Annotated in this window: 27 protein-coding genes; 9 read left to right on the plus strand and 18 right to left on the minus strand. The window is 45.6% G+C overall.

The features are described 5' to 3' along the window. Positions 1–49: 49 nt before the first annotated feature. Together AAHN97_RS23530 and AAHN97_RS23535 are read right to left on the minus strand one after the other, a co-directional pair. Positions 50–793: a DUF4197 domain-containing protein gene (locus AAHN97_RS23530; RefSeq protein ID WP_343304554.1), complete on the minus strand. Its 744-nt coding sequence runs from the start codon at positions 791–793 to the stop codon at positions 50–52. A 10-nt stretch (positions 794–803) separates the two neighbouring features. Next, positions 804–1,631 carry a universal stress protein gene (locus AAHN97_RS23535; protein ID WP_343304555.1) on the minus strand — a complete coding sequence of 276 codons (828 nt, stop codon included), beginning with the start codon at positions 1,629–1,631 and terminating at the stop codon, positions 804–806. A gap of 200 nt (positions 1,632–1,831) precedes the next feature. On the opposite strand from AAHN97_RS23535, the gene lysS reads away from it, so the two are divergent. The 4 genes from lysS (at position 1,832) to AAHN97_RS23555 (ending at position 6,702) form a co-directional block, all read left to right on the plus strand. Further along, a complete protein-coding gene (lysS, locus tag AAHN97_RS23540; RefSeq protein WP_343304556.1) occupies positions 1,832–3,361 on the plus strand; it encodes a lysine--tRNA ligase in 1,530 nt (509 codons plus the stop codon). 139 nt (positions 3,362–3,500) lie between these two features. Then, the gene (locus tag AAHN97_RS23545; RefSeq protein WP_343304557.1) at positions 3,501–3,875 is read left to right on the plus strand and encodes a hypothetical protein; all 375 of its coding nucleotides are present in this window, start codon (positions 3,501–3,503) and stop codon (positions 3,873–3,875) included. A gap of 269 nt (positions 3,876–4,144) precedes the next feature. After that, positions 4,145–6,283 (plus strand): S9 family peptidase, encoded by a 2,139-nt coding sequence (locus AAHN97_RS23550; protein WP_343304558.1) that lies wholly within the window; start codon positions 4,145–4,147, stop codon positions 6,281–6,283. A 32-nt stretch (positions 6,284–6,315) separates the two neighbouring features. After that, positions 6,316–6,702: a hypothetical protein gene (locus AAHN97_RS23555; RefSeq protein WP_343304559.1), complete on the plus strand. Its 387-nt coding sequence runs from the start codon at positions 6,316–6,318 to the stop codon at positions 6,700–6,702. Between the two features lie 83 nt (positions 6,703–6,785). Here AAHN97_RS23555 and AAHN97_RS23560 read toward each other — a convergent pair whose 3' ends face one another. The 6 genes from AAHN97_RS23560 to AAHN97_RS23585 all read right to left on the minus strand — a co-directional run bounded on the left by AAHN97_RS23560 (position 6,786) and on the right by AAHN97_RS23585 (position 11,782). Further along, on the minus strand, positions 6,786–7,124 hold the full coding sequence (locus AAHN97_RS23560; RefSeq protein WP_343304560.1) for a tRNA-binding protein: 339 nt from the start codon (positions 7,122–7,124) through the stop codon (positions 6,786–6,788). A gap of 250 nt (positions 7,125–7,374) precedes the next feature. Then, on the minus strand, positions 7,375–8,364 hold the full coding sequence (locus tag AAHN97_RS23565; protein ID WP_343304561.1) for a potassium channel beta subunit family protein: 990 nt from the start codon (positions 8,362–8,364) through the stop codon (positions 7,375–7,377). A gap of 180 nt (positions 8,365–8,544) precedes the next feature. After that, the gene (lptC, locus tag AAHN97_RS23570) at positions 8,545–9,096 is read right to left on the minus strand and encodes an LPS export ABC transporter periplasmic protein LptC (RefSeq protein WP_343304562.1); all 552 of its coding nucleotides are present in this window, start codon (positions 9,094–9,096) and stop codon (positions 8,545–8,547) included. 9 nt (positions 9,097–9,105) lie between these two features. Next, positions 9,106–10,413 carry a hypothetical protein gene (locus AAHN97_RS23575; protein WP_343304563.1) on the minus strand — a complete coding sequence of 436 codons (1,308 nt, stop codon included), beginning with the start codon at positions 10,411–10,413 and terminating at the stop codon, positions 9,106–9,108. Continuing rightward, positions 10,394–11,137, minus strand: coding sequence for a type III pantothenate kinase (locus AAHN97_RS23580; RefSeq protein ID WP_343304564.1), 744 nt, complete (start codon positions 11,135–11,137; stop codon positions 10,394–10,396). The genes AAHN97_RS23575 and AAHN97_RS23580 overlap by 20 nt, the downstream gene beginning before the upstream one ends. 9 nt (positions 11,138–11,146) lie before the next feature. Beyond that, positions 11,147–11,782: an LON peptidase substrate-binding domain-containing protein gene (locus AAHN97_RS23585; protein ID WP_343304565.1), complete on the minus strand. Its 636-nt coding sequence runs from the start codon at positions 11,780–11,782 to the stop codon at positions 11,147–11,149. Between the two features lie 85 nt (positions 11,783–11,867). On the opposite strand from AAHN97_RS23585, the gene AAHN97_RS23590 reads away from it, so the two are divergent. The 3 genes from AAHN97_RS23590 to AAHN97_RS23600 are packed head-to-tail and all read left to right on the plus strand — an operon-like array spanning position 11,868 to position 14,459. Continuing rightward, positions 11,868–12,608: a class I SAM-dependent methyltransferase gene (locus tag AAHN97_RS23590; protein WP_343304566.1), complete on the plus strand. Its 741-nt coding sequence runs from the start codon at positions 11,868–11,870 to the stop codon at positions 12,606–12,608. Between the two features lie 3 nt (positions 12,609–12,611). Continuing rightward, positions 12,612–13,415 (plus strand): FkbM family methyltransferase, encoded by an 804-nt coding sequence (locus AAHN97_RS23595; RefSeq protein WP_343304567.1) that lies wholly within the window; start codon positions 12,612–12,614, stop codon positions 13,413–13,415. Further along, entirely contained in the window at positions 13,416–14,459 is a 1,044-nt protein-coding gene (locus AAHN97_RS23600) for a glycosyltransferase family 4 protein (RefSeq protein WP_343304568.1), read from the plus strand. Here AAHN97_RS23600 and AAHN97_RS23605 read toward each other — a convergent pair. Beyond that, positions 14,451–15,332 carry a glycosyltransferase family 2 protein gene (locus AAHN97_RS23605; RefSeq protein ID WP_343304569.1) on the minus strand — a complete coding sequence of 294 codons (882 nt, stop codon included), beginning with the start codon at positions 15,330–15,332 and terminating at the stop codon, positions 14,451–14,453. The two genes, AAHN97_RS23600 and AAHN97_RS23605, sit on opposite strands and share 9 nt — an antisense overlap. Positions 15,333–15,371: 39 nt before the next feature. Between AAHN97_RS23605 and meaB the strand changes: the two genes are divergently transcribed. Further along, positions 15,372–16,274, plus strand: a complete 903-nt coding sequence (gene meaB, locus AAHN97_RS23610) for a methylmalonyl Co-A mutase-associated GTPase MeaB (RefSeq protein WP_343304570.1) — start codon at positions 15,372–15,374, stop codon at positions 16,272–16,274. Here meaB and AAHN97_RS23615 read toward each other — a convergent pair whose 3' ends face one another. Next, on the minus strand, positions 16,275–17,474 hold the full coding sequence (locus AAHN97_RS23615) for a chloride channel protein (RefSeq protein ID WP_343304571.1): 1,200 nt from the start codon (positions 17,472–17,474) through the stop codon (positions 16,275–16,277). 284 nt (positions 17,475–17,758) lie between these two features. Between AAHN97_RS23615 and AAHN97_RS23620 the strand changes: the two genes are divergently transcribed. Then, entirely contained in the window at positions 17,759–18,376 is a 618-nt protein-coding gene (locus AAHN97_RS23620) for a MarR family winged helix-turn-helix transcriptional regulator (RefSeq protein WP_343304572.1), read from the plus strand. A 46-nt stretch (positions 18,377–18,422) separates the two neighbouring features. Here the strand turns inward: AAHN97_RS23620 and AAHN97_RS23625 are convergent, their stop codons facing one another. The 8 genes from AAHN97_RS23625 to AAHN97_RS23660 all read right to left on the minus strand — a co-directional run bounded on the left by AAHN97_RS23625 (position 18,423) and on the right by AAHN97_RS23660 (position 24,593). Then, positions 18,423–18,638 carry a hypothetical protein gene (locus AAHN97_RS23625; RefSeq protein WP_343304573.1) on the minus strand — a complete coding sequence of 72 codons (216 nt, stop codon included), beginning with the start codon at positions 18,636–18,638 and terminating at the stop codon, positions 18,423–18,425. A gap of 44 nt (positions 18,639–18,682) precedes the next feature. Then, positions 18,683–19,255 (minus strand): DUF420 domain-containing protein, encoded by a 573-nt coding sequence (locus AAHN97_RS23630; RefSeq protein ID WP_343304574.1) that lies wholly within the window; start codon positions 19,253–19,255, stop codon positions 18,683–18,685. A 9-nt stretch (positions 19,256–19,264) separates the two neighbouring features. Next, on the minus strand, positions 19,265–19,948 hold the full coding sequence (locus AAHN97_RS23635; RefSeq protein WP_343304575.1) for an SCO family protein: 684 nt from the start codon (positions 19,946–19,948) through the stop codon (positions 19,265–19,267). Between the two features lie 132 nt (positions 19,949–20,080). Continuing rightward, on the minus strand, positions 20,081–20,473 hold the full coding sequence (locus AAHN97_RS23640) for a cytochrome C oxidase subunit IV family protein (RefSeq protein WP_343304576.1): 393 nt from the start codon (positions 20,471–20,473) through the stop codon (positions 20,081–20,083). 54 nt (positions 20,474–20,527) lie between these two features. After that, positions 20,528–21,205 carry a cytochrome c oxidase subunit 3 gene (locus AAHN97_RS23645; protein ID WP_343304577.1) on the minus strand — a complete coding sequence of 226 codons (678 nt, stop codon included), beginning with the start codon at positions 21,203–21,205 and terminating at the stop codon, positions 20,528–20,530. A gap of 42 nt (positions 21,206–21,247) precedes the next feature. Further along, on the minus strand, positions 21,248–21,802 hold the full coding sequence (locus AAHN97_RS23650) for a cytochrome c oxidase subunit 3 (protein WP_343304578.1): 555 nt from the start codon (positions 21,800–21,802) through the stop codon (positions 21,248–21,250). A gap of 14 nt (positions 21,803–21,816) precedes the next feature. Then, positions 21,817–22,698: a heme o synthase gene (gene cyoE, locus AAHN97_RS23655; RefSeq protein WP_343304579.1), complete on the minus strand. Its 882-nt coding sequence runs from the start codon at positions 22,696–22,698 to the stop codon at positions 21,817–21,819. A gap of 68 nt (positions 22,699–22,766) precedes the next feature. Next, positions 22,767–24,593 (minus strand): cytochrome c oxidase subunit I, encoded by a 1,827-nt coding sequence (locus AAHN97_RS23660; RefSeq protein WP_343304580.1) that lies wholly within the window; start codon positions 24,591–24,593, stop codon positions 22,767–22,769. Positions 24,594–24,596: the final 3 nt, after the last annotated feature.

Raw genomic sequence — 24,596 nt, forward strand, 5'->3', positions numbered from 1 at the left:
TAAAAACGGGCGTCCCAATGGAACGCCCGTTTCTTTTATAATAATCTCCTTAGATCTTCACATTCCCAAAAACCTTCTTCAACAACTCTGTAGACCTCGCTGCAGGATTCTGACGGATCGCCAGCTCTTCCTTTGCAATCTGATCAAACAAAGCTTTCACCGCTTTCTCTGTCACATATCCTTTCAGATCAGGATTGATCTTATTGAAGGTAGTAGGCAAGCCATTATACTTCGTCACCAATGTGCTGTAGTACCTCGTAGCTGCCGTATTGTTCAAGGCACTGTCAACAACAGGAGAGAATGCAGACTTCAGCGACTCTGTAGTTTTGCTTTGGAAGAAATCAGTAGCAGAACGCTGCCCGCCTTTCAACAGGTTCAACGCATCTGTAATGGTCATAGATTTGATAGCATTCACAAAGATGGGAGAAGCAAAACCCACTGCCTGCTCAGCCGCACGGTTGATCTGCAGGATCGCTTTATCCACTTCACCACCTAAACCAATACCACGCAACGTTTTCTCCGCTTTCAATGCATCCGGCGGTAACAAAATTTTATACGCTTCATTTCCAAAGAAACCATTTTGCTTATTCAGGGCTGCAATACCTGCCTGCACGCCTTTCTCCAAAGCTTCCTTAATACCCATTCCAGCCTCATTCTCCGTAACAGAACCAGTACTACCGGTAGAAGTACCACCTGATTTCAAAAGGCCCGATGCTTTCTTCAGTATTTGTGCCTGTGTTGCAGTGTGCAGGACTAATACACCTGCCAGTAATAAAAGTGTTTTTCTTAGCATAGATTTTAAATTATTCATGTATGGATAGTAAAGGGACGTTTGTATGAAATGCGATACGGGATGTATTACTGCGTTTAAAGATGCTGTCGAACAACCCATGTTTTTTAGGAATGATCAGCAACAGGTCAGCCGATTGTTTTTCGGCAAACGCTGTAATACCTTCTGCCACATTTGGATGATCCACAAAATGATACTGCGGATTATAGTTGTGCAGCATATTGTCCAGTTCCTGGTTCTCTGCAGGATGCATATGTTCCTTCCCTTCTTTCTGTATGTTCAGTACGAGCAATTCCGGTGTAAAGGCATCCAGTAATTTATGCAGGGGTTCCTTGCGGGTGGTCTTTGCTACTTTGCGCAGATCACAGGCAAACACGATCTTTCTGACGGGAGAAAAGGATGCGGAAGTAGGTACTACAATAACAGGGTAACTGGAATTTTTCACCACATCCACCGTATTGGAACCCACCAGTATTTCTTCCAGCTGGCTGCCACCTGTGATACCCATCACAATAAGGTCTACCTCTTCTTCTTTACAAACCTGGTCTATATTAGCCGCGAGTAAATGATTATCTGCCCTTACCAGCAGGCTGATGGAAGCTGGTAATTCCCCTGCCAGTTCATTTTTCATTTTATGCAATCCCTCTATGCTGGCATCCCTCAGATCTTCCATATTTACCATAGGCACCGCCGTAGGGAGGTCTGGAATAGGAACGATCAATTCATATGCGTGATAGAGGATAATCTTAGAAACCCCAAGCTGCTGGGCTAAACCAATCGCATATCGCGCAGCATTATAAGCTGTTTCGGAAAAATCAGTCGGTACAATAATCGTTTTCATGCCGGGTGGTTTTACATAAAGTTAGCAATAACCGCACCAATCAACCCAGTTATATATAAAAGAAAATTGTTAAAATATAGCGGCCGAAGAGAGGCTTCCAACCCAATTCGTACAAAACCACTGAAATAAATTATTTTTGCTCTCCATTTCGGAGCGGGCAGCTGTCAGCAACCCGTTAAAAACCAGTATCACACACGAAAATGAGCGTAATTAGCCAACAACAGCTTTCAGAACAGGAGATCATTCGCCGCGAAAAGCTGCAGGAACTTGTAAACTTGGGCATCGACCCTTATCCGGCCCCGGAATATCCCGTGAATGCTTATTCCGTGGACATCAAAGCCGGTTATTCTGAAGAAACCAAAGCGCAATACCAGGATGTTTGCCTCGCCGGCCGCATCATGAGCACCCGCGACATGGGAAAGGCAAACTTTGCCGTATTGCAGGATAGCAAAGGCCGTATTCAATTATATATAAAACGGGACGATATCTGCCCCGGTGAAGATAAATCCCTCTACGACCAGGTTTGGAAGAAACTCACAGACCTGGGAGATTTCATTGGCGTGAAAGGATATGCCTTTATCACCAAAACCGGCGAAACCTCCGTTCACGTAAAAGAACTCACCATCCTGGCAAAAGCATTACGCCCATTGCCGGTGGTAAAAGAAAAAGAAGGAGAGTCCTTTGACAGTGTAACAGATCCTGAATTCAAATACCGCCAGCGGTATGCGGACCTGGTGATCAATCCCCAGATCAAGGAAGCCTTTATTAAACGTACCCGCCTGGTGCAAACCATGCGCGATTTCTACAATGAAATGGGCTACCTGGAAGTAGAAACACCTATCCTGCAGGCTATCCCCGGTGGTGCTACCGCCCGTCCTTTTATCACCCATCATAATGCGCTGGATATTCCATTATACCTCCGCATCGCAAATGAACTATACCTGAAAAGACTGATCGTTGGCGGATTTGAAGGGGTGTATGAGTTTGCGAAAGATTTCCGCAACGAAGGAATGGACCGTACGCACAACCCGGAATTCACGGTAATGGAAATGTACGCCGCCTACAAAGATTATGAATGGATGATGCGCACCACAGAAACACTGCTTGAAAAAGTAGCCATCAATGTGAACGGCAGCTCCAAAGTAACAGTAGGAGATAAGGAGATAGATTTCAAAGCGCCCTATCGCCGCGTAACCATGTTCGATGCTATTAAAGAACATACCGGCATAGATATTACGGATATGGACGAAGCGCAACTCCGTGATGTTTGCAAGCAATTGCACATCCAGGTAGAAGCCAGTTCCGGTAAAGGAAAACTCATTGATGAGATCTTCGGTGAGAAGTGTGAACATCATTATGTGCAACCTACTTTCATCATAGATTATCCTGTTGAAATGAGTCCGCTTACCAAAAAACACCGCAGCAAAACAGGCGTGGTGGAACGTTTTGAGCTGATCTGCAACGGAAAGGAAATTGCCAACGCCTACTCTGAGCTGAATGATCCTATCGATCAGCGTCAGCGTTTTGAAGAGCAGGTGCAATTGATGGAAAGAGGAGATGATGAAGCCATGTACATCGATTATGATTTCCTCCGCGCCCTGGAATATGGCATGCCGCCTACTTCCGGTATCGGGATTGGGATAGACAGGTTAACGATGCTGATGACGAATCAGCCTTCTATCCAGGATGTACTGTTCTTCCCGCAAATGCGGCCTGAGAACAATCCATGATTTCTCTCGCAGGCGCAGGCCGGAGAATAATCCCTGATGTTTCAGCCGTAAACCTTAATCGCCTGTATGCGTTATATTAATAACCGGGTCCTTCACCAGGATCCGGTTTTTTTATTGCTGAAACCTTAAAACTTCCCGTATGAAATTTCATATCCGTACCCGCGCGGCAACTGTTCTCTACGCATTAATATGGGCTTATTTTGGCGTCAACCATATGGTACATGCAAAAGACATGGCCGGCATGGTTCCCATCCCTGGTGGCGCTTTCTGGGTTTTTATTACCGGAGTTGGAATGTTGCTGGCCTGCATCGCCATTATTCTGAATAAGAAAGCAAAACTGGCCTGTTACCTGCTGGCCCTTATGCTGCTGATCTTCATCTTCGCCATTCATGTACCCGGCCTGATGAAGAACAGTCCCATGGCCCCGGCCAACCTGTTAAAAGATATCGGGTTAATGGCAGGAGCCATTGTTATCGGCAATGTGATCAATCATATCAAACAAATAGGGCAGTAGATAAACTCGCTGCCCTATTCGTTTTCGGACCATATCCTATGAAAAACCAACTCGAATTTACTTTGATTTGCGCGACTGCGTTCGCAGAAGTTCCTGATTGCCTTCTTTGGGTTCATAGCTGGAGGTTTTGCCGCCATAGCCGGTAGTTTCAGCCCAAACCTTCCTACCGCTGGTACATTTCATTGCTCAAATTGATATTTGATCTTTATTTTCGTCACCCCGGGGCGAAATCCCCCGTACCTCATCAACCTGTTTAAATTATGAGAAGCATGTACAAATCGCTGCCGGTATGGCTTACCGGCCTTTCTTTACTGACAGTTTCCGCACAACCAGTGCTGGCACAGGAAAAAAAAGAACTCACTTTCGACCAGATCTTTACCCGTCCGGTGAGCATTACGGAAACCCTTCCTTTCATCCGCGGCTGGGCAGACAAAGATCATTATATCGAATCCCGCTCAGGGCAGCAGCTTTCAGTAGATGCCAAAACCGGCAAAACAACTCCTTACGTGCAACCTCCCGCTACCGGTAACACGGTAAGCGTGAAGAACAACGATATCTATATACAAAGACCCAACGGGGGAGAAGAGATCAGGCTCACCAGCAATGACGAGCTGGAAAAGAACCCTACCCTTTCCCCTGATGAAAAATATGTAGCGTTCACCCGTAATAACAACCTCTTTGCGATTGAAGTAGCCACTAAAAAAGAGATCCGGTATACCACTGATGGTTCCGATGTGATCTATAACGGTTGGGCCTCCTGGGTATATTATGAAGAGATCCTGGGCCGCAGTTCCCGCTACCGCGCTTTCTGGTGGAGCCCGGATAGCCGCAAAATTGCTTTTATGCGTTTTGATGACAGCAAAGTACCCGTATTCCCCATCTATAGCGAAGTTGGCCAGCACGGTTTCCTGGAAAATACCCGTTATCCGAAAGCAGGAGATACCAATCCTGAAGTGAAACTGGCCATCGTTCCTGTAACCGGCGGTAATATCACCTGGGCTGATTTTAATGCAAAAGACGATCAGTATTTCGGCACACCCTTCTGGTCACCTGACGGTTCTGCATTATGGGCACAATGGATGCCCCGTGAGCAAAACGACCTGATCATTTATGCGATCGACACGCAGAATGGCAGCAAGAAAATAGTGTATGAAGAAAAACAAAAGACCTGGGTAGATTGGTTTACGGATATCTATTTCCTGGCCAACAACAAAGGTTTCATTGTAAAAAGCGACAAATCCGGCTGGGATCATCTCTATCTCCATAATATGGATGGCAGCTTTAAAAAACAACTCACCAATGGCAACTGGCGCGTAAGAGATGTGCTGCAGGTAGATGAAAAAAAACAAACGGTTTTCTTCACTGCCCGCAAAGAAGCCAGCACCCGTTTTGATCTTTATAAAGTAGGTATCAACGGAGGAGAACCACAACGCCTCACTTTCGGCGAATTCTCCCACGATGTGCGTTTATCACCAAACGGCGGAGACTATTTCATTACCACCTACAGCAACCTCACCACACCGCCTAAAATGACCTTACTAAACGATAAGGGAAAAGTGGTTCGTGAACTGGGCAATGCACATGGCGCTGCTTATGATACCTACAAACTGGCCATGCCGGAATTAAAAACCTACAAAACCCGCGATGGCCTTGAGTTACCACTCACCATCATCTGGCCGCTGAACATGGAATCCGGTAAAAAATATCCTGTGCTGATCAGTATCTATGGTGGTCCGGATGCAGGAACAGTGTATGATTCCTGGAGGCCTAACCTCGCACAATCACAATGGTATGCAAAAGAAGGTATCATACAGGTGGCAATAGATAACCGTGCCGCAGGGCATTTGGGCAAAGTAGGCATGAACTACATTCACCGCCAGCTTGGTAAATATGAGATAGAAGATTACATGGATGCCACTAAATGGCTCATCAGCCAACCCGGCGTGGATGCTTCAAAAGTTTGCATGACTGGTGGCAGTTATGGTGGTTATATGACCTGTATGGCACTCACCTATGGCGCAGAAGTGTTCACCCATGGAATGGCCAACTTCTCTGTAACTGACTGGGCGCTGTACGATAGTCATTATACCGAACGTTTCATGGATACGCCCAAAGACAATCCGGAAGGTTACAAACTCACCAATGTGATGACCCATGCCGCCAAATATAAAGGACTGCTGCGCATTGTACATGGCACCATGGATGACAACGTACACCTCCAGAACACCATTCAGCTGGTAAACAAGTTCCAGGACCTCGGCAAACACTTTGAACTCATGCTTTATCCCGGTGAACGTCATGGATGGGGAGGGGCCAAAGGAACCCATTCACGGAATGAATCCTACCGTTTCGTATATGAGAACCTGTTAGGTAAGCCATTACCCCGTTTATTCCAGGGAACGAACTGATAAACGCTTCGTAAAACGACAAAGGCCACCGAATGATCGGTGGCCTTTGTCGTTTATTCAATGATATAGGGGCAAAAAAACAGGGCTGCAAGAATACAGCCCCGAAAAATTTTAACCATATCTTTATTGAAAAACCTGTTACGAATTTCCATAATTTAGAGATAACCCTAATCTACAAACTAGCGAACGCTATATTTTATCTGGTAAACGTTCCAAAAACACCCTTAAACGATTCTGTAAGAAGTCATTATTTACCCCAAAATGGGCCGCAAGATAAGTTTGTAGAGGAGACTTATGGGGTTGTAGAAATGCAAAACGGCGGTAAGAATACCGCCGTTGTAATAATTTTAACCATATCCTATGAAAAACCTGAACCAAAGATAGGGTGGTTTTTATGCCTTGCAACCCTGTTTCCGTGAACGTAGCATAATTGTTCGTGAAGCATGGAAAAAGGGCTTTTTGCAGACACATTATTATTAATTTTAAATTAAATTATTATTCCCTACGCAATCCTATGGCCGTTTTTAACCGGTCTATCCGGCTGTAGTAGCACTATTTCTTTCTCATCCCCTACCACGCCCAATACCAGGCATTCGGAGAAAAAGTTGGCGATCTGCTTCACAGGGAAGTTGATCACCGCAACTACCTGCCGGCCAATAAGTTCCTCAGGCTGATATAATTTAGTGATCTGCGCGGAAGAACGCTTCAGGCCTATCTCTGCACCAAAATCCACTTCCAATTGATAAGCCGGGTTGCGCGCTTTCTCAAATACCTGCGCTTTTACGATAGTGCCTACATGCATGCGCACTTTTTCAAAGTCGTTCCATGTAATTGTTTCCATGCAATAAATGTTTAATAAAGGGAAAATAGCACTTACGGGGGAGAATTCGGGGGTTTAGGACAAAAAAATAGGGCAGTTAGAAAACCGCCCTCAGTATTTTTAACCATATCCTATGAAAAACCTGAACAAAGATAGGCAGGCGTTCCATATCCGGTTATAGCTTTCCGTAAAAGACAGGTTTTATCTCGTAAACGTCTTGAAAATTGTGCTGTTAACATAGATTTAACCAGTGCAATTCCCCCTGCTCACTCTAGTGGGTTGGTGCATTAGGGGCAGTACCCATAATAGCATCAATCTCCTTCATCAATTCCGGTGTCAATTGCGCATAAATCTCCAGTGCTTTCAGGTTTTCCGTCAGTTGCGCCTCTTTGGTAGCTCCCAGGATAGCGGATGTAACATGCGGGTTTTTAATGACCCAGGCAATGGAAAGTGTAGCAAGGCTGGTACCCAGTTTATCTGATACGCTTTGCAATTTTGCCACCCTGGCCAGGTTAGCGTCCAGTAAGTTCCTGTTTTTCAACCACTCATACCCTTGCAAACCTAAACGGGAACCCTCAGGGATACCATTATTATACTTACCGGTGAGGATACCGGAAGCCAGCGGACTGAAAATGGTATTACCCAAACCCACGGTTTCATAAATACGGGCGTATTCCAGCTCTACTTTCTCCCTTCTGAACAAATTATACTCCGGTTGCTCCACAACAGGCCCAATGAGGTTGTTTTGCTTAGCAATCATATGCGCTTCCATGATCTCGGAGGCAGCCCATTCTGAGGTACCCCAGTAAAGGATCTTTCCCTGCTGGATCAGGATGTTCATGGTCCATACCACTTCTTCCATCGGCACATTCCTGTCCGGCCTGTGGCAATAGAAAATATCCAGGTAGCTCAGTTGCAAACGCTCCAGCGCTTCATGGCAGGCTTCTACTAAGTGCTTGCGGCTCAGGCCTGTTTGATTGGGTTTGTTCTTTTCTCCCCTCCAGCCAAAATAAGCCTTGCTGGAAATGATATAGGAACTACGGTCCCAGTTCTTTTTCTTCAACACACGGCCCATCATCTTTTCAGACTCGCCAAGGGCATAGATCTCTGCATTGTCAAAAAAGTTGATCCCATTGTCATAAGCAACACCCATCAGCTGGTCAGACAATGAATCATCTACCTGCCCATGAAAGGTTACCCAGCTGCCAAAAGACAATACGCTGAGCTGTAATCCGGATTTACCAAGTCTTCTATATTCCATGATGTGTTTTTGTAGGTATCAAAAATAAATATTCATTGAGCCATTTGGAAGCCCTGAAAAATAATACTTTGGCATGGTTGTTGAAACTTTTGGGCAGGAAATTTTAGGTTAAAAAAATAGGTTAAAGCAAAAGAACCCGGTCAAATGACCGGGTTCTTTTGTTATAGTAAGTTCTGGTATTTATTCTAAGCCCATCATGCTATCCCTTGGAGAGATGATCCCGTTCACATTATGGAAATTGATCTCGGACATGTCCTGGTTTGCATCCAACCCTATGCTGTAAATAGTATCCAGGGGAGTAGACACCCGGCAAAACCTTTCCGTCACAAATTTGGCCTTCTTGGAATCCCATCTCAGGTCTTTGCAATCCAGGCGCTGGAATTTCTGCAGGTCAAGGAATACCACACTGTCGCGCAGGTAAACATCATTCTCCCCGTCCATCAGTTTACCGTATTTGGAGGTAAGTACACTCGTAATAGTGAGGGAATCGCTGTAAAATACAACTTTCAGGCCCTGCGGGAACTCTGTGTAAGGAGGAGTGGCCATATGCCTTTCCATGTAGGGAGCAGTAAGGATCCCCTTTACATGGGCCGTTTGGCTCATAATCGTTTCAATATCATAAGCCTGCTCCACACCCAGTTTGCTCTTGTCGAATGCCCTAACAGCACTCATGTCGTTTTCACAACTGCAGAAAACAAGTACAATAGCCAGGTAGGAAAGTAACAGCTTCATGTCTATCTATTAGTCATATTTGGTCTTAATAAACCAACGATCGCTCAAAGTAAAGCCGAGCGTAAGTTTATAATAAGTCTCTTTCAGTGCTACGTTCACATCTCCACGGGTACCTACTTCAAAAGCAGCGTTGATCATGGAGAACTGGTTGAATGCCGGCATGATCCTTCTGATCGGGAAACCTGCGCCAACGGAAAAGCCCATCTCGCTCATGCTTTTATTACCGAGTTTGATATAATCCTTGCCATAGAATCCACCCAGGCGGTAAGTTACTTTATTCCAATAACCGGTAAAAGACTGGGCATTGGGAATAAATTGGCCACCTACACTCAGTTTCCAGCTATTCTGGGTAGAATCGGGTGCGCCGTAGTTCCTGTATTTGCTCCATTGTGAAGTGTTGAAATCAGCACCAATGGCAAATTTGTCTGCTTTTGTGAGCATGATACCACCACCCAGCTGCTGCGGATAAATGATATCGCCATTCACTCCTTTCTTGTACTCAACGGTATCCTGCGTATCATATTCATCAGAAGATGGATCGTAGAATAATGTTTCCCTCATGGTTTCGCGGCGGGCAGTGAGTTTTTGCTCAAAGCTTCCGCTGGCTCCGATGGACAGCTCCAGGTCTTTGCTCAGATCAATGGTCTGTTGCACACCCAGGCTATAAAAGAAGCTGCCATAGCTGGTACGGCGGTTATGCCTTGAAGGCAGGATGGTGGAAGTGACCGGGTACAATTCCTTGGTGCTGTTATTCACATTCCCAAAGAGATAACCAAAGTTCACCCCTACGCTGAAACCTCCGAAACCAATACCGGAACCAATATAGGCCTGGTACACGCCACCACTTCCTTCATATTGATGAACAACGTTCACCGTGTCAGGAGTGGCATCAGGGAAAAATATCTTCTGTTCTCCTTCTGCAATATTGTAACTCACGCGGCTCATGGGACGTAGTCCAATGTTCATGCCCCATTTTTTACCCAGCGGTAAACCCAACTGAAGATAACTCAGGGTACCAAAACCGGCGCGGGAGTTATTTTCTCCGTTGTTCAGTCTGCGTACGCCACCATTTAGCCCTACATCAAATGTAACGAGCTGCAGATGGGCATAACTGGCCGGATTGAGAAAGTTGACTGATTGGGCATCGGCATAAGCCTGCGCAACACCTCCCATACCAAGATTGACGGCATTTTGAGAGCGCGAAAGCTCTCCCAAACCAAAGCGCGAGTAGGGGGAATTATCCTGAGCGGCGGCATTCCTTGCGGAAAGTACACATACGCCAAACAGGCAAAAGAAGCTAGCTTTTGTCCAATACATTGAGTTCTACGATTGAATTTAAACCTTTATACATTAAATACGGGCTTGCAAATATCTTCTTTTTAAGGCGGGAAGCAAAAAAATCCAAATTACCCCCTGTTAAAAGCACGTTAAAGTTCCGGTACCTGTTCCCGTAAGATGCAATCATACCGGCCACTTCGGCCAATGCACCCTCTTGAACTCCGCTTAAAATACTTTGCCGGGTGTTAAAACCCACAAAAGCGTATTGCGTACTGGCCTTAATGAGCGGCAATTTGTCCGTAAATGTATGCAGGGCGCGGAACCGCATGTCTATTCCCGGGCTGATCCCCCCTCCCAGGAACTCTCCTGACCTGCTCAGAAAATTATAGGTAATGGCAGAGCCTGTGCCGATAATAAGGTTATGCTGGCCCGGAAAAAGGACCCATGCACCACAAGCCAGTGCAATCCTGTCTACCCCCAGCGTTTCCGGCTTTTCATAGACCAGTTTGATGGGTAATGGGGTGGAATGGCTCAGTCTGAGAAAGAAAGTTTGCCCCGCCAGCAGGGTCTCCAGCTCCTCCGGATGGTCTACCACGGAAGAAAGTATGGCCGCTTTGGGATGATATTGGTCCAGTGCTTTCCGCACATCCTGCACCAGGTTGGCTTCTGAAAAAAAGAGTTCCTGCTGCAATTCCCCATTTAACATCACACCACATTTCAGGCGGGAATTACCCAGGTCCAGGCAAAAAACGCATCCATTCATGGCGCCAAGTTAGAAATTATCTACGGATAAATCCCGGAAGTGGCCGTTCAGTTTCACGCGGTCTTTCAGTCTTTCCATCTCTGTCATCAAAGGGATCACCTTCAGCAGATGGCGTTTCAGGTACTCCAGCCTTTGCAGTTCCTTGAAAAGATGCAACACTTCATACTCCTCCTGCAAAGAAAGCCCGGCATGATGCGCCAGGTCATAAGCCCTCAATTGTTCGTCCGAACGGGAAAAGGATTTGTTCACCTGCAGGATCTGGTGCAATTCCCGCACCGCCAGCAATACCTGTTTGCGGAGCAGGACATTGCTACGCTCCTCATTATCAGGATAGTTCACAATCGCCCCGGCATATAGTTTATTGGGCAATTCCCGGATCACTTCCAGGATGCGGAAAACACGGATCCCCTGGGTTTTGATGTCTAATTCTCCATTATTATATTCCTTCTCCACACTGATCACCTCCACCAAAGTGCCAAATTCACTTACTTTCTTATCTATCACCGCAGGAATGCCAAAGGGCTTTTTTTCTGCGATACATTCCCTGATCAATTGCTTATAACGGGGTTCAAATATGTGCAGGTTCAACTGTTCTTCCGGGTATACTACAATGCCTAATGGAAATATGGGAATAAAATTGGTCATAATGCTAAAATACATTTTTTGGTTAAAATCCTTTACTGCTATAAGCCCTATAGTATGATGGTTTAAAAAATATATCTTTGCCGGCATGGATCGCAAAAAAAGTAAGCTCGGCAGTTTCTTAAAAAAATTGTACCGCAAATACCGGGAACGGCATTTCAGACGCTACCGGGGTATGAGCGTACAGGAAGTATTTTCATCCATCTATAAAGAAAACGTATGGGGAGGGGAAAAAGGTACATTCTATTCCGGTTCTGGTACCGCCAATCCTAAAACGGCTGAATACATCAATATGATGACCGGGTTCATCAACAGCCATAACATCCGCTCCGTGGCAGAGATCGGCTGTGGCGACTTCTCCATTATGCGCCAGGTTTTGCAGCAGGTAGATGTTCAATATACTGGTATGGACGTAGTGCCGGACCTGATTGCCCACCACCTGGAAAAGAACGCCAATGCCAAAACACAATTCCTGGTAAAAGATGCCATCAGCGAACCGCTTCCAAAAGCAGACCTCCTGATCATCCGCCAGGTATTACAACATCTGAAAAACAACCAGATCTCCCAGATCTTAGAGAAGCTGGACAATTTTAAATACGCCGTCATTACAGAACACCTTCCCATTACGGAAGATGTAGAATACAACCTGGATAAAGTAACGGGGCCGCATATCCGCATGCGCATGAATTCCGGTGTGTTTATAGATCAGCCGCCTTTTTCATTACCCGGCGTTTCCGTGTTGATGGAATACCGGGAAGATGATCCCGTAAAGAAAAAAATGGTGCCTGCCGTAATGCGCAGCTATCTCGTTACAATTAAACAATCCTGATAAATGGCAAATAGTTCTCTCGCCAGGTATAGCAACCTGGTAAAATATATCCGTAACTGGCCGCTTTATTTCCTCCGTAAATTCAAAAATGGATATGCAGAACTGCAATTCACCATCCGCAGGAGAAGTATCCTTTTTACCACGCCCGCTAAATCTTTATACCTCGTTTTTAAAGAAATATTCCTCAATGATGTATATGTGATGGACCGCCTGGCCAGCCAGTTACCGGAAAAACCGGTGGTGATAGATATTGGCAGTAACGCTGGTTATTTCAGCCTCTTCCTCTTATCACAAAAACCCGGTGCCACTATCTATGCTTACGATGCCGTGTCTGCCAATCAAAAGTTATTTGCCAAACACCTGGAAATGAACCCCGCGCTCAAATCCAATGTGCAGGCTCATCACAGAGCAGTAACAGGTACGCCGCAATCACATATTACCTTGTACATGGAATCTGATCACGGCAACTCCGTTACGGCTTCCGTATACAACGATTTTGTACAGGAGAATACTTACTCGGAAGAAGTTCCCTGCATTTCACTCAAAGAGATCTTTGATACCAATCAGCTTAAAAAAGCAGACCTGATCAAAGTGGATTGTGAAGGCAGTGAATACCCCATCATTTACGAAACACCGAAAGAGATCTGGCAACAGGTAGACCGTATGGCTATGGAGATCCATAACCTGGATAAGGACCAGCGTAATATGGATCACCTGCAACAATACCTTTCTACTTTCGGCTTTACCTTTAGCTCCTTTAAACTGGAGAACGACTGTTTCATGCTCTTTGCTGAAAAGAAAAACTAAATGCCAAACATCCTCTTCGATTGCGAAAGAATGAAATACCCGAACACGGGCCTGTATACTTTCTGCCGGGAACTGGGAGCAGCTATCCTGCAGCAGGCACAGCCCAACGAACGGCTGGTGTATTACATGCCGCCCAAACTGGGTCAGCACTTCGGAACGAATGCAGGATACATCTGGCAACGGTCTTTACATAAATTCTATTTCCGCTATAAAGAGCAGATCAATGTATGGCATACCACATATCAATCTTCTCCTTATAAACCTAAAAAAGGAACGCCTAGTATCTTAACGGTCCACGACCTCAATTTTTTACACGAGCATAAATCCAAAGAGAAAGAAAAGAAATACCTGGCCACAGTACAACGCAATGTGGATGAAGCAGATCAGTTGGTGGCCATCTCCCAGTTTGCCATGGCAGAAACACTGCGCCACGTGAACACCCGGAACAAACCCTTTCACGTGATCTATAACGGAGCTACCGTACAGGAATTCCCTGGTTTTGATGCGCCCCGGGAAAGACCTTCCAGGCAATTCTTATTTGCCATGGGTACCGTATTGCCGAAAAAGAACTTTCATGTATTGCCCTGTCTTGTTAAAGACCAGAACATGGAACTGATCATTGCTGGTAATATCAATGAAGCCTATCGCGATAAGATCTTAGCGGAAGCACAACAACACCGGGTGCTGGATAAAGTGAAGATCATAGGGCCCATCACAGCAGAAGAAAAATACTGGTACCTGAAGAATTGTACTGCCTTTGTTTTTCCCTCACTGGCAGAAGGTTTTGGTCTACCTGCCATAGAAGCCATGCATTTCGGCAAACCGGTTTTCCTGTCGGACAGAACAAGCCTGCCGGAAGTAGGCGGTGAAGCGGCCTATTATTTCCATGATTTTGATCCGGGGTATATGCAGGAAGTGTTGAAAGAAGGGCTGGCCCATTTCACCAACACACAAAAAGAGCAGTCGGTACGCGAACATGCGGCGCAGTTTTCCTGGGATACAGCAGCCGCAGCCTATATGAAGATCTACCGGGAATTATATTGACCTGTAATTTTTATAATCAAACAAACGCACACCAAAGATCTTCTCCACGTAGTACAATACCCTTCCTTTTAAATTCTTGAAATTCTTCTGGCTGATATCGTGATCAAACTGCCAGTTCCGCTGCCGGATACGTTCTTCCATTAATGCAGGATGTTTACCGGCAAAACGTTCCAGGGAATCCACCATTTCTGCGTAATTAAACTCGGACAATATCTTCTTCACTTTGTCCATGTGCTCCTGTTTATTGCCATGATAATACCCTGCCGAGTTCGTGATCTTTGCGATCTGTTCTTCCGGATTCTTCACCCAGCCATAGTGATGCATCCAGGCCTTCACCGGTTTCACATTCAGCTTGCGGCCTTCCAGCCGGAAGCCCTGTGCATCTTTATAAGAACGGATACGTTTATCGTTGCGGATAATGCGGATCTCTTTGTTATACCAGGTACGGGAATCACCTACATAATCATAGCTACCGTAAAAATGGCGGTAGTTGAATAACAGCCCCTCTACTCTTTTATCATCTTTATATTGCTCCATAGCAGCGCGAATGGCAGGATAATCATCTTCATGCACTACCTCATCCGCCTGGATATAAAAAGCCCAGGTTGTATCAGGAGATACATGGTCCAGGGCCTTGTTTGTTTCTACAGATAAAATGAGCCCGCCTTCTTTCAGACTATCGTCCCATACAGAATGAAAGATGCGGATCTTGGGAGAGCCGATGGACTGAATGAGTTCCAGCGTTCCATCGTCGGAGTTACCCACGCTTACTACCACTTCATCACATAGGGGCAGGATGGAGCGGATGGATTCTGTTACCGGATAATCGTACCTGATGGCATTCCTCACAAAGGTGAAACCTGTTACTTTCATAGTTGCAAAGATGTGGAAAATCATCGATACATTTGTTTCATGTACGCGCAATTACTCAGCCGTCTCATACAAGGCGATATCAAAACATTGGCGCGCTGCATCTCACTTGTAGAGAATGAAGCGCCGGGATATGCCCGTTTGCTGGAAGAACTTCCTGCAGAAGGGCATACACGCGTAGTGGGCATTACCGGTCCTCCCGGTGCCGGCAAAAGCACCCTGGTGAATGCCCTCATTACAGCCCTGCTTCAACAACAAAAACGTATAGCCATTATTGCGGTAGACCCTTCTTCTCCCTTCAATTTCGGCGCCTTGCTGGGAGACAGGATCAGGATGAGTGAACACTTTTCCAGCCCGGATGTATTTATCCGCTCTATGGCCAGTCGTGGTGCCCTTGGTGGTCTTAGCCCAAAGATCCTGGAAGTGAGCGACCTCGTGAAAGCGGCAGGTTTCGACTATCTCTTTATTGAAACAGTAGGTGTTGGGCAGAGTGAAGTAGAGATTGCCGGCATTGCAGATACCACCGTAGTAGTGGTAGTACCGGAAGCAGGTGATGAGATACAAACCATGAAGGCCGGACTCATGGAGATAGCGAACATCTTTGCCGTTAATAAAGCAGACCGCCCCCAAGCAGATGAATTCGTAAAAAACCTCCGCCTCCTCGCCCATACCAAAAGAACAGATGAATGGGAAACACCCGTGATCAAAACTATTGCCACCCAGCAGCAGGGGATTGCTGAGCTTATTAAAGCACTGGATGAACACAGGGAGCAGGTGCATGGAAATAAACAACGCAAAGCCCTCTTACTGGCAGAAAAAGCATATCAGTTGATCCAGCATCGCCGCATGCAGGATGTAGACAAACAAGCGCTTTATAAAGAAGTGCAGCAACTCATGGAAGGACCCGGGTTTAACCTATATAAGATAGTGCAGCAATATACCTGATCATTTTGTTTCAGCCTTTTTCATCATCCATCCGGAGATGCACCAGGAGATGGTGCAGGCAAACAGCAGCGGAATAATACCTTCTCCCTGCCATGTACATTCCAGTGCAAAAACAATAGCAGTTATCCATCCCCGCGTCACCCCTGCAAACAATGCAGCCATGCCCACAAACGCCGCCAGTGATGGATTCAAAGGTGTGCCCGGAAATGCCATTTGTAATAGTAATGCACTTAATATTCCTAATGCACTGCCGATAGAAAGCAGTGGTAATATAATTCCGCCAAACGTACGTGTACCCAATACAAAGATGATCAGTAAAAATTTGATCATACTCAGCGAGATAAGCAGGGAGAGTGTTACTTTACCCTGCAACATCATCGCAGTGTATTCTATACCGTTACCTAATATCTCCGGTGCATGATATCCTGCATACCCCACTGCTGCGGCACTTATAATTGGCCATACCCAACCATTTGCAAAAGACCTGATCTGTTGTACAACAAATACAAGGATAGCTGAATGTAATCCCGTTACTACACCTATCAGTGTATACAAGCCAATAGCTGCTATAGATGGGATAGCGAAGGAAGGAAGTATAAAGAACGGTTCCAGGCCAAACCATAACATATGGATAGCAGCGCCAACAAATGCAGCAAGACTTATATAACCGATCCGCTTTGAAATAAATTTCCTATACAACAGTTCACTCACTAATATGATAGCTGCCAATGGTGTTCCAAACATCGCAGCAAAGCCTGCCGCAACACCTGCAGACAACAGTAGTTCATGATGCTCACCGGTATACATACTATAGTTCATCGCAATACCTTCCGGCCCTAAAGGAATACCAGTGCCAATGTTCAACACACCACTTAACGGTGAAAGGAATTTCCACTTACGCATTAACAGCACACCTATTGCAACACCCGCCACCGGCAATACTATCGCAGTTATGTCAAGATTATGATAGATGGGAGATACCGCTGCAACAGACCAGTCGTTGAAATACAACACATTACTGATCAAACGAACAAGCAGCAAGCCGCCAACTGCAACAATACTGCAGCTTACAGCCAAAATAAATACACGCATCACCATATACAACACTCGTTCTATAGGCACATGCATGTACTGCAAGGGTGGCGTACAATCCGCTACAGGCAAGCCTTTTCGATGGAATAAAGAAGCAAAGTATTTCATTTGCGGAGTTTTTACCGTTAAGCAGAATGGTTTTCAAATACTGTAAATATAATACTTGATAATAGGTAACAAGTCAAAGATCAGATTGTTAGCCGTATTTTAACTTAGATAAAATCCCCGCAATTCCAAGCTCACAAACAATTTTGTGTGTTTTATTATCGTTAAGAAAACAGCATGAATGTGCTATAAAGGGCAGGATAAATCTTTCGTAATTTCGACCCCTTCCATCGAAAGCCCACCAATTTTTAAGACAGAAACCATAAAAAAAGATACGGAAAAAAAACATGACAAAGGAATCTACCTTTAATCCTGAACATCAGGCAGACAATACTGCGAGCAAGGTAGTAGCGGCACTGGAAAGACTTTCTGAAGCCTTTCGGGTGTTGCTCTGGCTTGAAGCTAAACAACATGGCCTCAGCCCCATACAGGTTCAGATATTAACTTTCCTGCTGCATTATCCAGAAAAGCTTAAGACAGTTACGCACCTTGCATCGCATTTTAACATGACGAAGGCAACGATCAGTGATGCTATTAAAACATTGGAAGCAAAGGACCTCTTAAAAAGGAAAGCAGACGTTTATGATAATCGCAGTCATACGCTCCTATTAACAAAAGCAGGTAAGGTGATTGCAAAGAAAGTAGAAAAGTTCGCACACCCCATGCAGGGATCAGTGAATGCCATTCCTCCTGAAAAACAAGCCGGGCTGCTTGAGCAACTAATGGGCCTTATCCATGACCTGAACCAACAACTCATTATCACACCACAACGCATGTGCTTTAATTGCCAGTTCTATGAACAGAAAGGCAAAACACAGCACTATTGCCACCTCATCCATGCTCCGTTAAAAGCAGGAGACCTCCGGTTAGATTGCCAGGAATTTGAAAGTAAAGAAGAAGAGTAAGTTCTTTCGATGGGAAGTATCAGTTTGCTATTCAGAGCAAGCTGCATCAGTCTGCCCTTTGGCTACGCCACCAGCGCCAGCCCAGGAAGGCCATCAATGCCAAAGGTGTGAATGCCAGCATCAGGATGCCGTTGTTCAATCCCTTTGCAGGACCTTCTCCCAATTGCTGCGCCGTTTTGGTGCAGAGGGAACATTGCGCCAGCAGATCACTGCAAGGCAGCAATAAGGCAATGATCATTATAAGGAATAACAGCTTTTTCACAATACTAAATTAAGGTATTTCCTTACTACAGGAACTGATATCCGTCAGGAATAGTAAGGAGAGATCATAATGTATACGATCACGCCTGTAACAGCCACATAGAACCAAATGGGCCAGGTGATCCGTGCAATCCTGCGGTGACGTACATTGTCATCCTGGAAAGCGCGGAGCAGGGTAAAAAGCACTAGTGGCACAATGATCACGGCCAGCAGGATATGTGTCAGCAGCAGGAAGTAATATAGATAACGTATACCTCCTATCATCCCCAGCTCAGCAGCATCCACAATACCATTATGATCAACATCGCCAAACTTTGTGCTTTCCGTGAGGAAGTGATAAGTAACGTAGGACAGCAGGAAAAGAACAGAAAGCCCCACCGCTGTAAGGTTCGTCCACTTATGGGCTCTCCGCCGCCCGTTCTTGATGAAAACGAGGCTCGCCACCAATAATACCGCAGTTCCGGAATTCAATACGGCATGAAAGAACGGCATCAGCTTCACATCAAAACCAGCCTCAATATCCGGCTTTGGTATAATAAACAAAATAGCTACCAGCAGAGGTATCACAATGGATATGATCGCAATGGGTATATTCAGGTTCTTATTCTTTAAACTCATAATCCTTATTTAATCGCCAGAGGAGAAAAGCCGCTTTATAAGGCCAGGCTTCTTCTTGTCTTTAGCAATATGTAAAACAGCAATATCGTTCACCATCCGGCGCACATCATTTGTATCCAGCCCATTGTAGTATCCACGGATATAGCGGTCCTTGTCTATCACAACAAATTTCTCTGTATGGATAAAATCATCCGGCCCGCCATTCCCTTCTAAGGCATTCACAAAAAACTCATGCCGCGCTAGGTCATAGATCTCTTTTTTATCCCCGGTCAGTAACCACCAGTTCTTGGGATCGATGGTATACTTGTCTGCATACTTCTTCAGGGATTTCACCGTATCTCTTTCCGGGTCCACACTTAAAGAAAGGATCTGCACCAGTTCCTCATTCTTCTTAAAAGCTTCCTGTACCATTTTCAGATGCGTGGTAAGGGTAGGGCAGATCTGCGGGCAGCTCGTAAAAAAGAAGCTCACGATCCTGATCTTACCTTCACTGTCTTTCATATGCACCTGTTCACCCAACTGGTTGGTAAGGGTAAAATCCTTGATCTGGTGATATACCGTATCATAAGTGGTTTTACCATCCTTTACAATGGTATCCACTCTCTCCGCGATCAGGAAAGGCGGAACATGCACGATATTCTTACCATAATGATCTACGATCAGGTATCCTGCCAGTGGCACTAAAATGGCCAACGCTACACCGAGTAATGCTTTCTTTGAGATGACGGTAGATTTAAAAAGGTTTATAAATGCAAAATGTAAAAGTGAGCTCTATCAACGTGGATGGAATCACTTTTACATTTGCGATATTTTGAACTATTCTTGTTAATGATGAGCTGGCTTAGGCGCCGGAGCTTCTTTTACTGCCGGTGTACCGGGAGAAAGGTTTGTTCTCATCTTCTTCCAGGAATCACCGTCCATCAGGAATGCAATAATGAACCATACGAACAGCAGCAAAGGGAACAGGATCGTCATGATCAGGTTCTTTACTTCGTGGCGTAAGTGCATGAACTCCGCAACGATATAGAATGCTTTCAGCAGCGTCAGGAGAATGAAAATGGAGTTCAGCCACAGCTTACTGGGAAAACCTGTTTCCAGGTGTAAAAATGCCAGACCTACTTCCACAGAAGTAATAACTAACAGGATCCAGAACACTTTCCAGATTTTCTTTACGGCTGGATCTTTCCCGTTTGTGGTTGCAGAATGTGTATGCGCCATGATCTGTAAATTCTTTTATATTAATTAGTTCAATTCTTTTTACGAGCCCTGTTCTTACAGCAGGTAGAAACAGGTGAATACAAATACCCAAACCAGGTCTACAAAGTGCCAGTACAGCCCTACCTTCTCCACCATTTCATAATGGCCGCGGTGCTCATAAGTACCTTTCAATACATTGATCAGTACAATGATATTCAGCACCACACCGGAAGTTACGTGCAAACCGTGGAACCCGGTAATGGTAAAGAAGAAGTCAGTAAAGTTAGTGGAAAGTGCTGCAGAACCATCGTGATTCAGGAAAGGATTCCTGCCCCACCATGCACCTTCATGATGTAAGTGCGTCCACTCCCAGGCCTGGCAGCTCAGGAACATGATACCTCCAATGATGGTGAGGATCAGCCATCTTGCAACGGCTTTCTTATCCATGTGATGACCTGCGTGTACGGCTAATACCATGGTAACGGAACTCATGATCAGGATGAAGGTCATCAAGCTCACAAATACCAGCGGCAAATTGGCATGCCCCATTAAAGGGAACGATTTGAACACTTCGTTCGGATCAGGCCAGGCTTGAGCCATGAATCTTTGGGTACCATATGCGATCAGCAATGCGCCGAACGTAAAGGCATCCGAGATCAGGAAATACCACATCATCAACTTGCCATAGCTCACACTGAAGGGCGAATGCCCACCGCTCCACCATTTTTTCTTCGCTGTTACTGCGTTATCCATTTGTACGAATTATGAATTTTATTTTTCTAAACAGTATCTTAATTATCTCGCAAGGCTGAAAAAGATCAACAGATAGATCCACAGGCCATCCACAAAATGCCAATAGGTAGAAGCTACTTCAATCGGCACAGCGCTGTAAGTTCTGATCCTTGTTCTGTAAGCCCTTGCAAAAAGTATCAGCAGTACAATCACACCACCCAGTACGTGCAGGATGTGTGCGCCAACGATCACATAAATGAAAGAGGCGGAAACCGTACTATCCAATGTGAGGCCATGGTTCTTCATGTCTGAAAAACCGATCACCTGGCAAACAGCAAATGCAATTCCCAGTAAGGCCGTTAACGTGATCAGTTGTTTATAACTGCTCATGTTACGCGCTTTGAACTGGCGCAGGGCTAAGTGAATGGTCAGACTACTGGTGAGGATCAATGCGGTAGATACCCAGAAGATAGTAGGCAGGCTAAAGCTCTGCCAGTTAGCCTGTGCCCGTTTCACAACATAAGCGCTGGTGAATCCTATGAACATCATCGTGATGCTGGCCATGGCGATCCACATGGAATACTTGTGCGGATGTATCTTATTTCTTGATGCGCTCATTGTAATCATTTCCCTCACAAATTTACTTTATCAAACAACAACCCCAGCAATATCACTGCCAGGTAAATGTATGATCCAAACATCAGTTTGCGGGCAGACGGCACGTCACATTTCCGGTACAGCTCAATCGCGCGATATAAATAAAAACCGCCGATCAGGATGGCTACTATTGCGGAAATAGGCCCTGTTATCTTCAACAGGTAAGGTGCTACACCCGCAGGGATCAGTAACATGGCATACATCGCGGATTGCAATGCAATCACTTTACCCGGCCCTCTGTCTGTTGGCATCAGTTTGAAACCAGCTCTTGTATAGTCAGTATGCGCTACCCAGGCTATTGCCCAGAAGTGCGGAAACTGCCACAGGAACTGTATCGCAAACAAAGCCCATCCTCCTTCAGAGAAACTGTTGGCACCTGCCACCCAGCCGATCAATGGAGGTAAAGCTCCGGGGATAGCACCTACCAGCACTGCCAGTGAATTCCATTTCTTCCAGGGGGTATATACAAAACCATACAACACCAGGGAAGCAAGACTAACACCTGCCGCGAGCCAGTTAAAACCAAAACCCAGGATGGCAATTCCTGCCAGGCCTGTTACCAGTGCCACAATACTTGCCTCTGATACAGACAATCTGCCGGCCGGAATAGGCCTTGTGGCCGTACGGGCCATCAGCTTATCTGTGTCTTTTTCAAGTATCTGGTTGATAGTGTTGGCAGAACCGGATACCAGTATACCACCCGCAAATAATAAAAGAACTTTCAGCAATTCAAATTTCACACCGGGTGCCAGTAAATACGCAACCACACAGGAGAATACCACCATGAATGTGAGTGTGAATTTCATCATCATGAAGTAATCCCTTACTCTACTCGCAATGGCGTATGATACCGACAACTTTATGGAATTTTCTTGCAACATTTTATTTCTTCACAATTTCTTATCTCCTTCGCAAATTCCTTCAACTAGTGCTTGGATTCGTCAGGCGATACAGGAACGGTTTGAGGAATGAAGTCCTTACCATCCTTACTGTAATCATAAGCCCAACGGTGTACTTCCGGAATTTCACCAGGCCAGTTACCGTGACCGGGATTGATCGGAGTGGTCCACTCAAGGGTAGTAGCCTGCCACGGATTTGGTGTGGTGAGCTTACGGCCTTTGAATATGCTATAGAAGAAGTTGAAAACGAATAACAGTTGTGTAGCAAACACAATGATCACCACAAAGCTGATGAATTCATTCAGCCCGCCGAACATGTTGAAAGACGTCCAGTTAGAGTAATCGAAGTAACGGCGTGGCATACCAGCCATACCCATGTAGTGCATTGGCCAGAAGATGAGGTAAGCACCTACGAGCGTGATCCAGAAGTGGATGAAGCCCAGTGTTTGGTTCATATAGCGGCCGTACATTTTAGGGAACCAGTGGTAGATACCGGCAAACATACCGAAGAATGCAGACACACCCATTACAATGTGGAAGTGTGCAATTACAAACATGGTATCATGCAGGTGAATATCTATTGCAGAGTTACCTAACCAGATACCTGTTAAACCACCAGAGATGAACGTGCTCACAAAACCGATAGAGAACAGGGAAGCAGGTGTGAACCTGATATTTCCGCGCCAGATGGTAGTGATCCAGTTGAACACCTTGATGGCGGAAGGTACCGCAATCAGTAATGTTAAGAGTACGAAGAAGGCTCCTAAGAACGGATTCAATCCTGTTACGAACATGTGGTGCGCCCATACGAGGAAGGCCAGCAAAGTGATCGCAAAGATAGAACCCACCATTGCCAGGTAACCGAAGATCGGTTTCCGGGAGTTCACCGCCAGGATCTCAGATACCATACCCATCGCAGGGAGGATGATGATATACACCTCAGGGTGACCAAGGAACCAGAACAAGTGCTGATAGAGGATAGCAGAACCACCTTCGTTAGGTAATACTTTACCCGCTATAAAGATCTCGCTCAGGTAGAAGCTGGTACCACCATGACGGTCGAACAGCAACAGTACGAAACCACTCAGCAACACGGGGAAAGACAATACACCAAGCACAGCTGTGAAGAAGAACGCCCAGATAGTGAGCGGCATCTTGGTCATGCTCATGCCTTTCGTACGCATGTTCAGGATGGTGGAAATATAGTTAAGGGAACCTAACAGGGATGATACAACGAAGATCGCCATACTCATCAGCCAGAGGTCCATACCAATTTTAGAACCAATAGAAGCATCGCCCAATGCACTCAATGGAGGATAAGATGTCCATCCACCGGAAGCAGGGCCTGTTTGCACAAACAGAGAAGCCATCATCAGGCAGCTGGCCAGGAAGAAGAACCAGTAGCTGAGCATGTTCATAAACGGAGAAGCCATATCGCGTGCACCTACCTGCAAAGGAATAAGCAGGTTGGAGAAGGTACCGCTAAGGCCCGCTGTTAATACAAAGAATACAAGAATGGTACCGTGCATGGTCACCAGCGCATAATACGCTTCAGGCGTGATCCTGCCACCTTCGGCCCAATGACCCAGGATGCTTTCCAGCCAGGGGAAAGTAGCATCAGGATAACCCAGTTGCAAACGGAACAATACAGAGAAAAATGCACCAATGATGGCCCAGATAATACCCGTAATGAGGAATTGCTTTGCAATCATCTTATGGTCCATGCTGAAAACATACTTCGAGATGAATGTTTCCTCATGATGATGGTCGTGACCATCATGGCCATTACCATGCCCATGCTCCACACCGTGATGCATTAAATCCTGATTGTGCAATGTTGCTTCGTTACTCATAAT

The sequence above is a fragment of the Chitinophaga niabensis genome (assembly GCF_039545795.1).
GTDB lineage: Bacteria > Bacteroidota > Bacteroidia > Chitinophagales > Chitinophagaceae > Chitinophaga > Chitinophaga niabensis_B.

Excerpts from the sequence above, each read along its gene's own strand:
- AAHN97_RS23580 (WP_343304564.1), bottom strand. The coding sequence starts at position 11,137 with ATGAATGGATGCGTTTTTTGCCTGGACCTGGGTAATTCCCGCCTGAAA.
- AAHN97_RS23550 (WP_343304558.1), top strand. The coding sequence starts at position 4,145 with ATGTACAAATCGCTGCCGGTATGGCTTACCGGCCTTTCTTTACTGACA.
- AAHN97_RS23560 (WP_343304560.1), bottom strand. The coding sequence starts at position 7,124 with ATGGAAACAATTACATGGAACGACTTTGAAAAAGTGCGCATGCATGTA.
- AAHN97_RS23630 (WP_343304574.1), bottom strand. The coding sequence starts at position 19,255 with ATGAGTTTAAAGAATAAGAACCTGAATATACCCATTGCGATCATATCC.
- AAHN97_RS23565 (WP_343304561.1), bottom strand. The coding sequence starts at position 8,364 with ATGGAATATAGAAGACTTGGTAAATCCGGATTACAGCTCAGCGTATTG.
- lysS (WP_343304556.1), top strand. The coding sequence starts at position 1,832 with ATGAGCGTAATTAGCCAACAACAGCTTTCAGAACAGGAGATCATTCGC.
- AAHN97_RS23650 (WP_343304578.1), bottom strand. The coding sequence starts at position 21,802 with ATGAGCGCATCAAGAAATAAGATACATCCGCACAAGTATTCCATGTGG.
- AAHN97_RS23590 (WP_343304566.1), top strand. The coding sequence starts at position 11,868 with ATGGATCGCAAAAAAAGTAAGCTCGGCAGTTTCTTAAAAAAATTGTAC.
- meaB (WP_343304570.1), top strand. The coding sequence starts at position 15,372 with ATGTACGCGCAATTACTCAGCCGTCTCATACAAGGCGATATCAAAACA.
- AAHN97_RS23605 (WP_343304569.1), bottom strand. The coding sequence starts at position 15,332 with ATGAAAGTAACAGGTTTCACCTTTGTGAGGAATGCCATCAGGTACGAT.
- AAHN97_RS23640 (WP_343304576.1), bottom strand. The coding sequence starts at position 20,473 with ATGGCGCATACACATTCTGCAACCACAAACGGGAAAGATCCAGCCGTA.
- AAHN97_RS23555 (WP_343304559.1), top strand. The coding sequence starts at position 6,316 with ATGATCGGTGGCCTTTGTCGTTTATTCAATGATATAGGGGCAAAAAAA.
- AAHN97_RS23620 (WP_343304572.1), top strand. The coding sequence starts at position 17,759 with ATGACAAAGGAATCTACCTTTAATCCTGAACATCAGGCAGACAATACT.
- AAHN97_RS23545 (WP_343304557.1), top strand. The coding sequence starts at position 3,501 with ATGAAATTTCATATCCGTACCCGCGCGGCAACTGTTCTCTACGCATTA.
- AAHN97_RS23660 (WP_343304580.1), bottom strand. The coding sequence starts at position 24,593 with ATGAGTAACGAAGCAACATTGCACAATCAGGATTTAATGCATCACGGT.
- AAHN97_RS23530 (WP_343304554.1), bottom strand. The coding sequence starts at position 793 with ATGCTAAGAAAAACACTTTTATTACTGGCAGGTGTATTAGTCCTGCAC.
- AAHN97_RS23535 (WP_343304555.1), bottom strand. The coding sequence starts at position 1,631 with ATGAAAACGATTATTGTACCGACTGATTTTTCCGAAACAGCTTATAAT.
- AAHN97_RS23645 (WP_343304577.1), bottom strand. The coding sequence starts at position 21,205 with ATGGATAACGCAGTAACAGCGAAGAAAAAATGGTGGAGCGGTGGGCAT.
- AAHN97_RS23600 (WP_343304568.1), top strand. The coding sequence starts at position 13,416 with ATGCCAAACATCCTCTTCGATTGCGAAAGAATGAAATACCCGAACACG.
- lptC (WP_343304562.1), bottom strand. The coding sequence starts at position 9,096 with ATGAAGCTGTTACTTTCCTACCTGGCTATTGTACTTGTTTTCTGCAGT.
- AAHN97_RS23585 (WP_343304565.1), bottom strand. The coding sequence starts at position 11,782 with ATGACCAATTTTATTCCCATATTTCCATTAGGCATTGTAGTATACCCG.
- AAHN97_RS23575 (WP_343304563.1), bottom strand. The coding sequence starts at position 10,413 with ATGTATTGGACAAAAGCTAGCTTCTTTTGCCTGTTTGGCGTATGTGTA.
- AAHN97_RS23615 (WP_343304571.1), bottom strand. The coding sequence starts at position 17,474 with ATGAAATACTTTGCTTCTTTATTCCATCGAAAAGGCTTGCCTGTAGCG.
- AAHN97_RS23595 (WP_343304567.1), top strand. The coding sequence starts at position 12,612 with ATGGCAAATAGTTCTCTCGCCAGGTATAGCAACCTGGTAAAATATATC.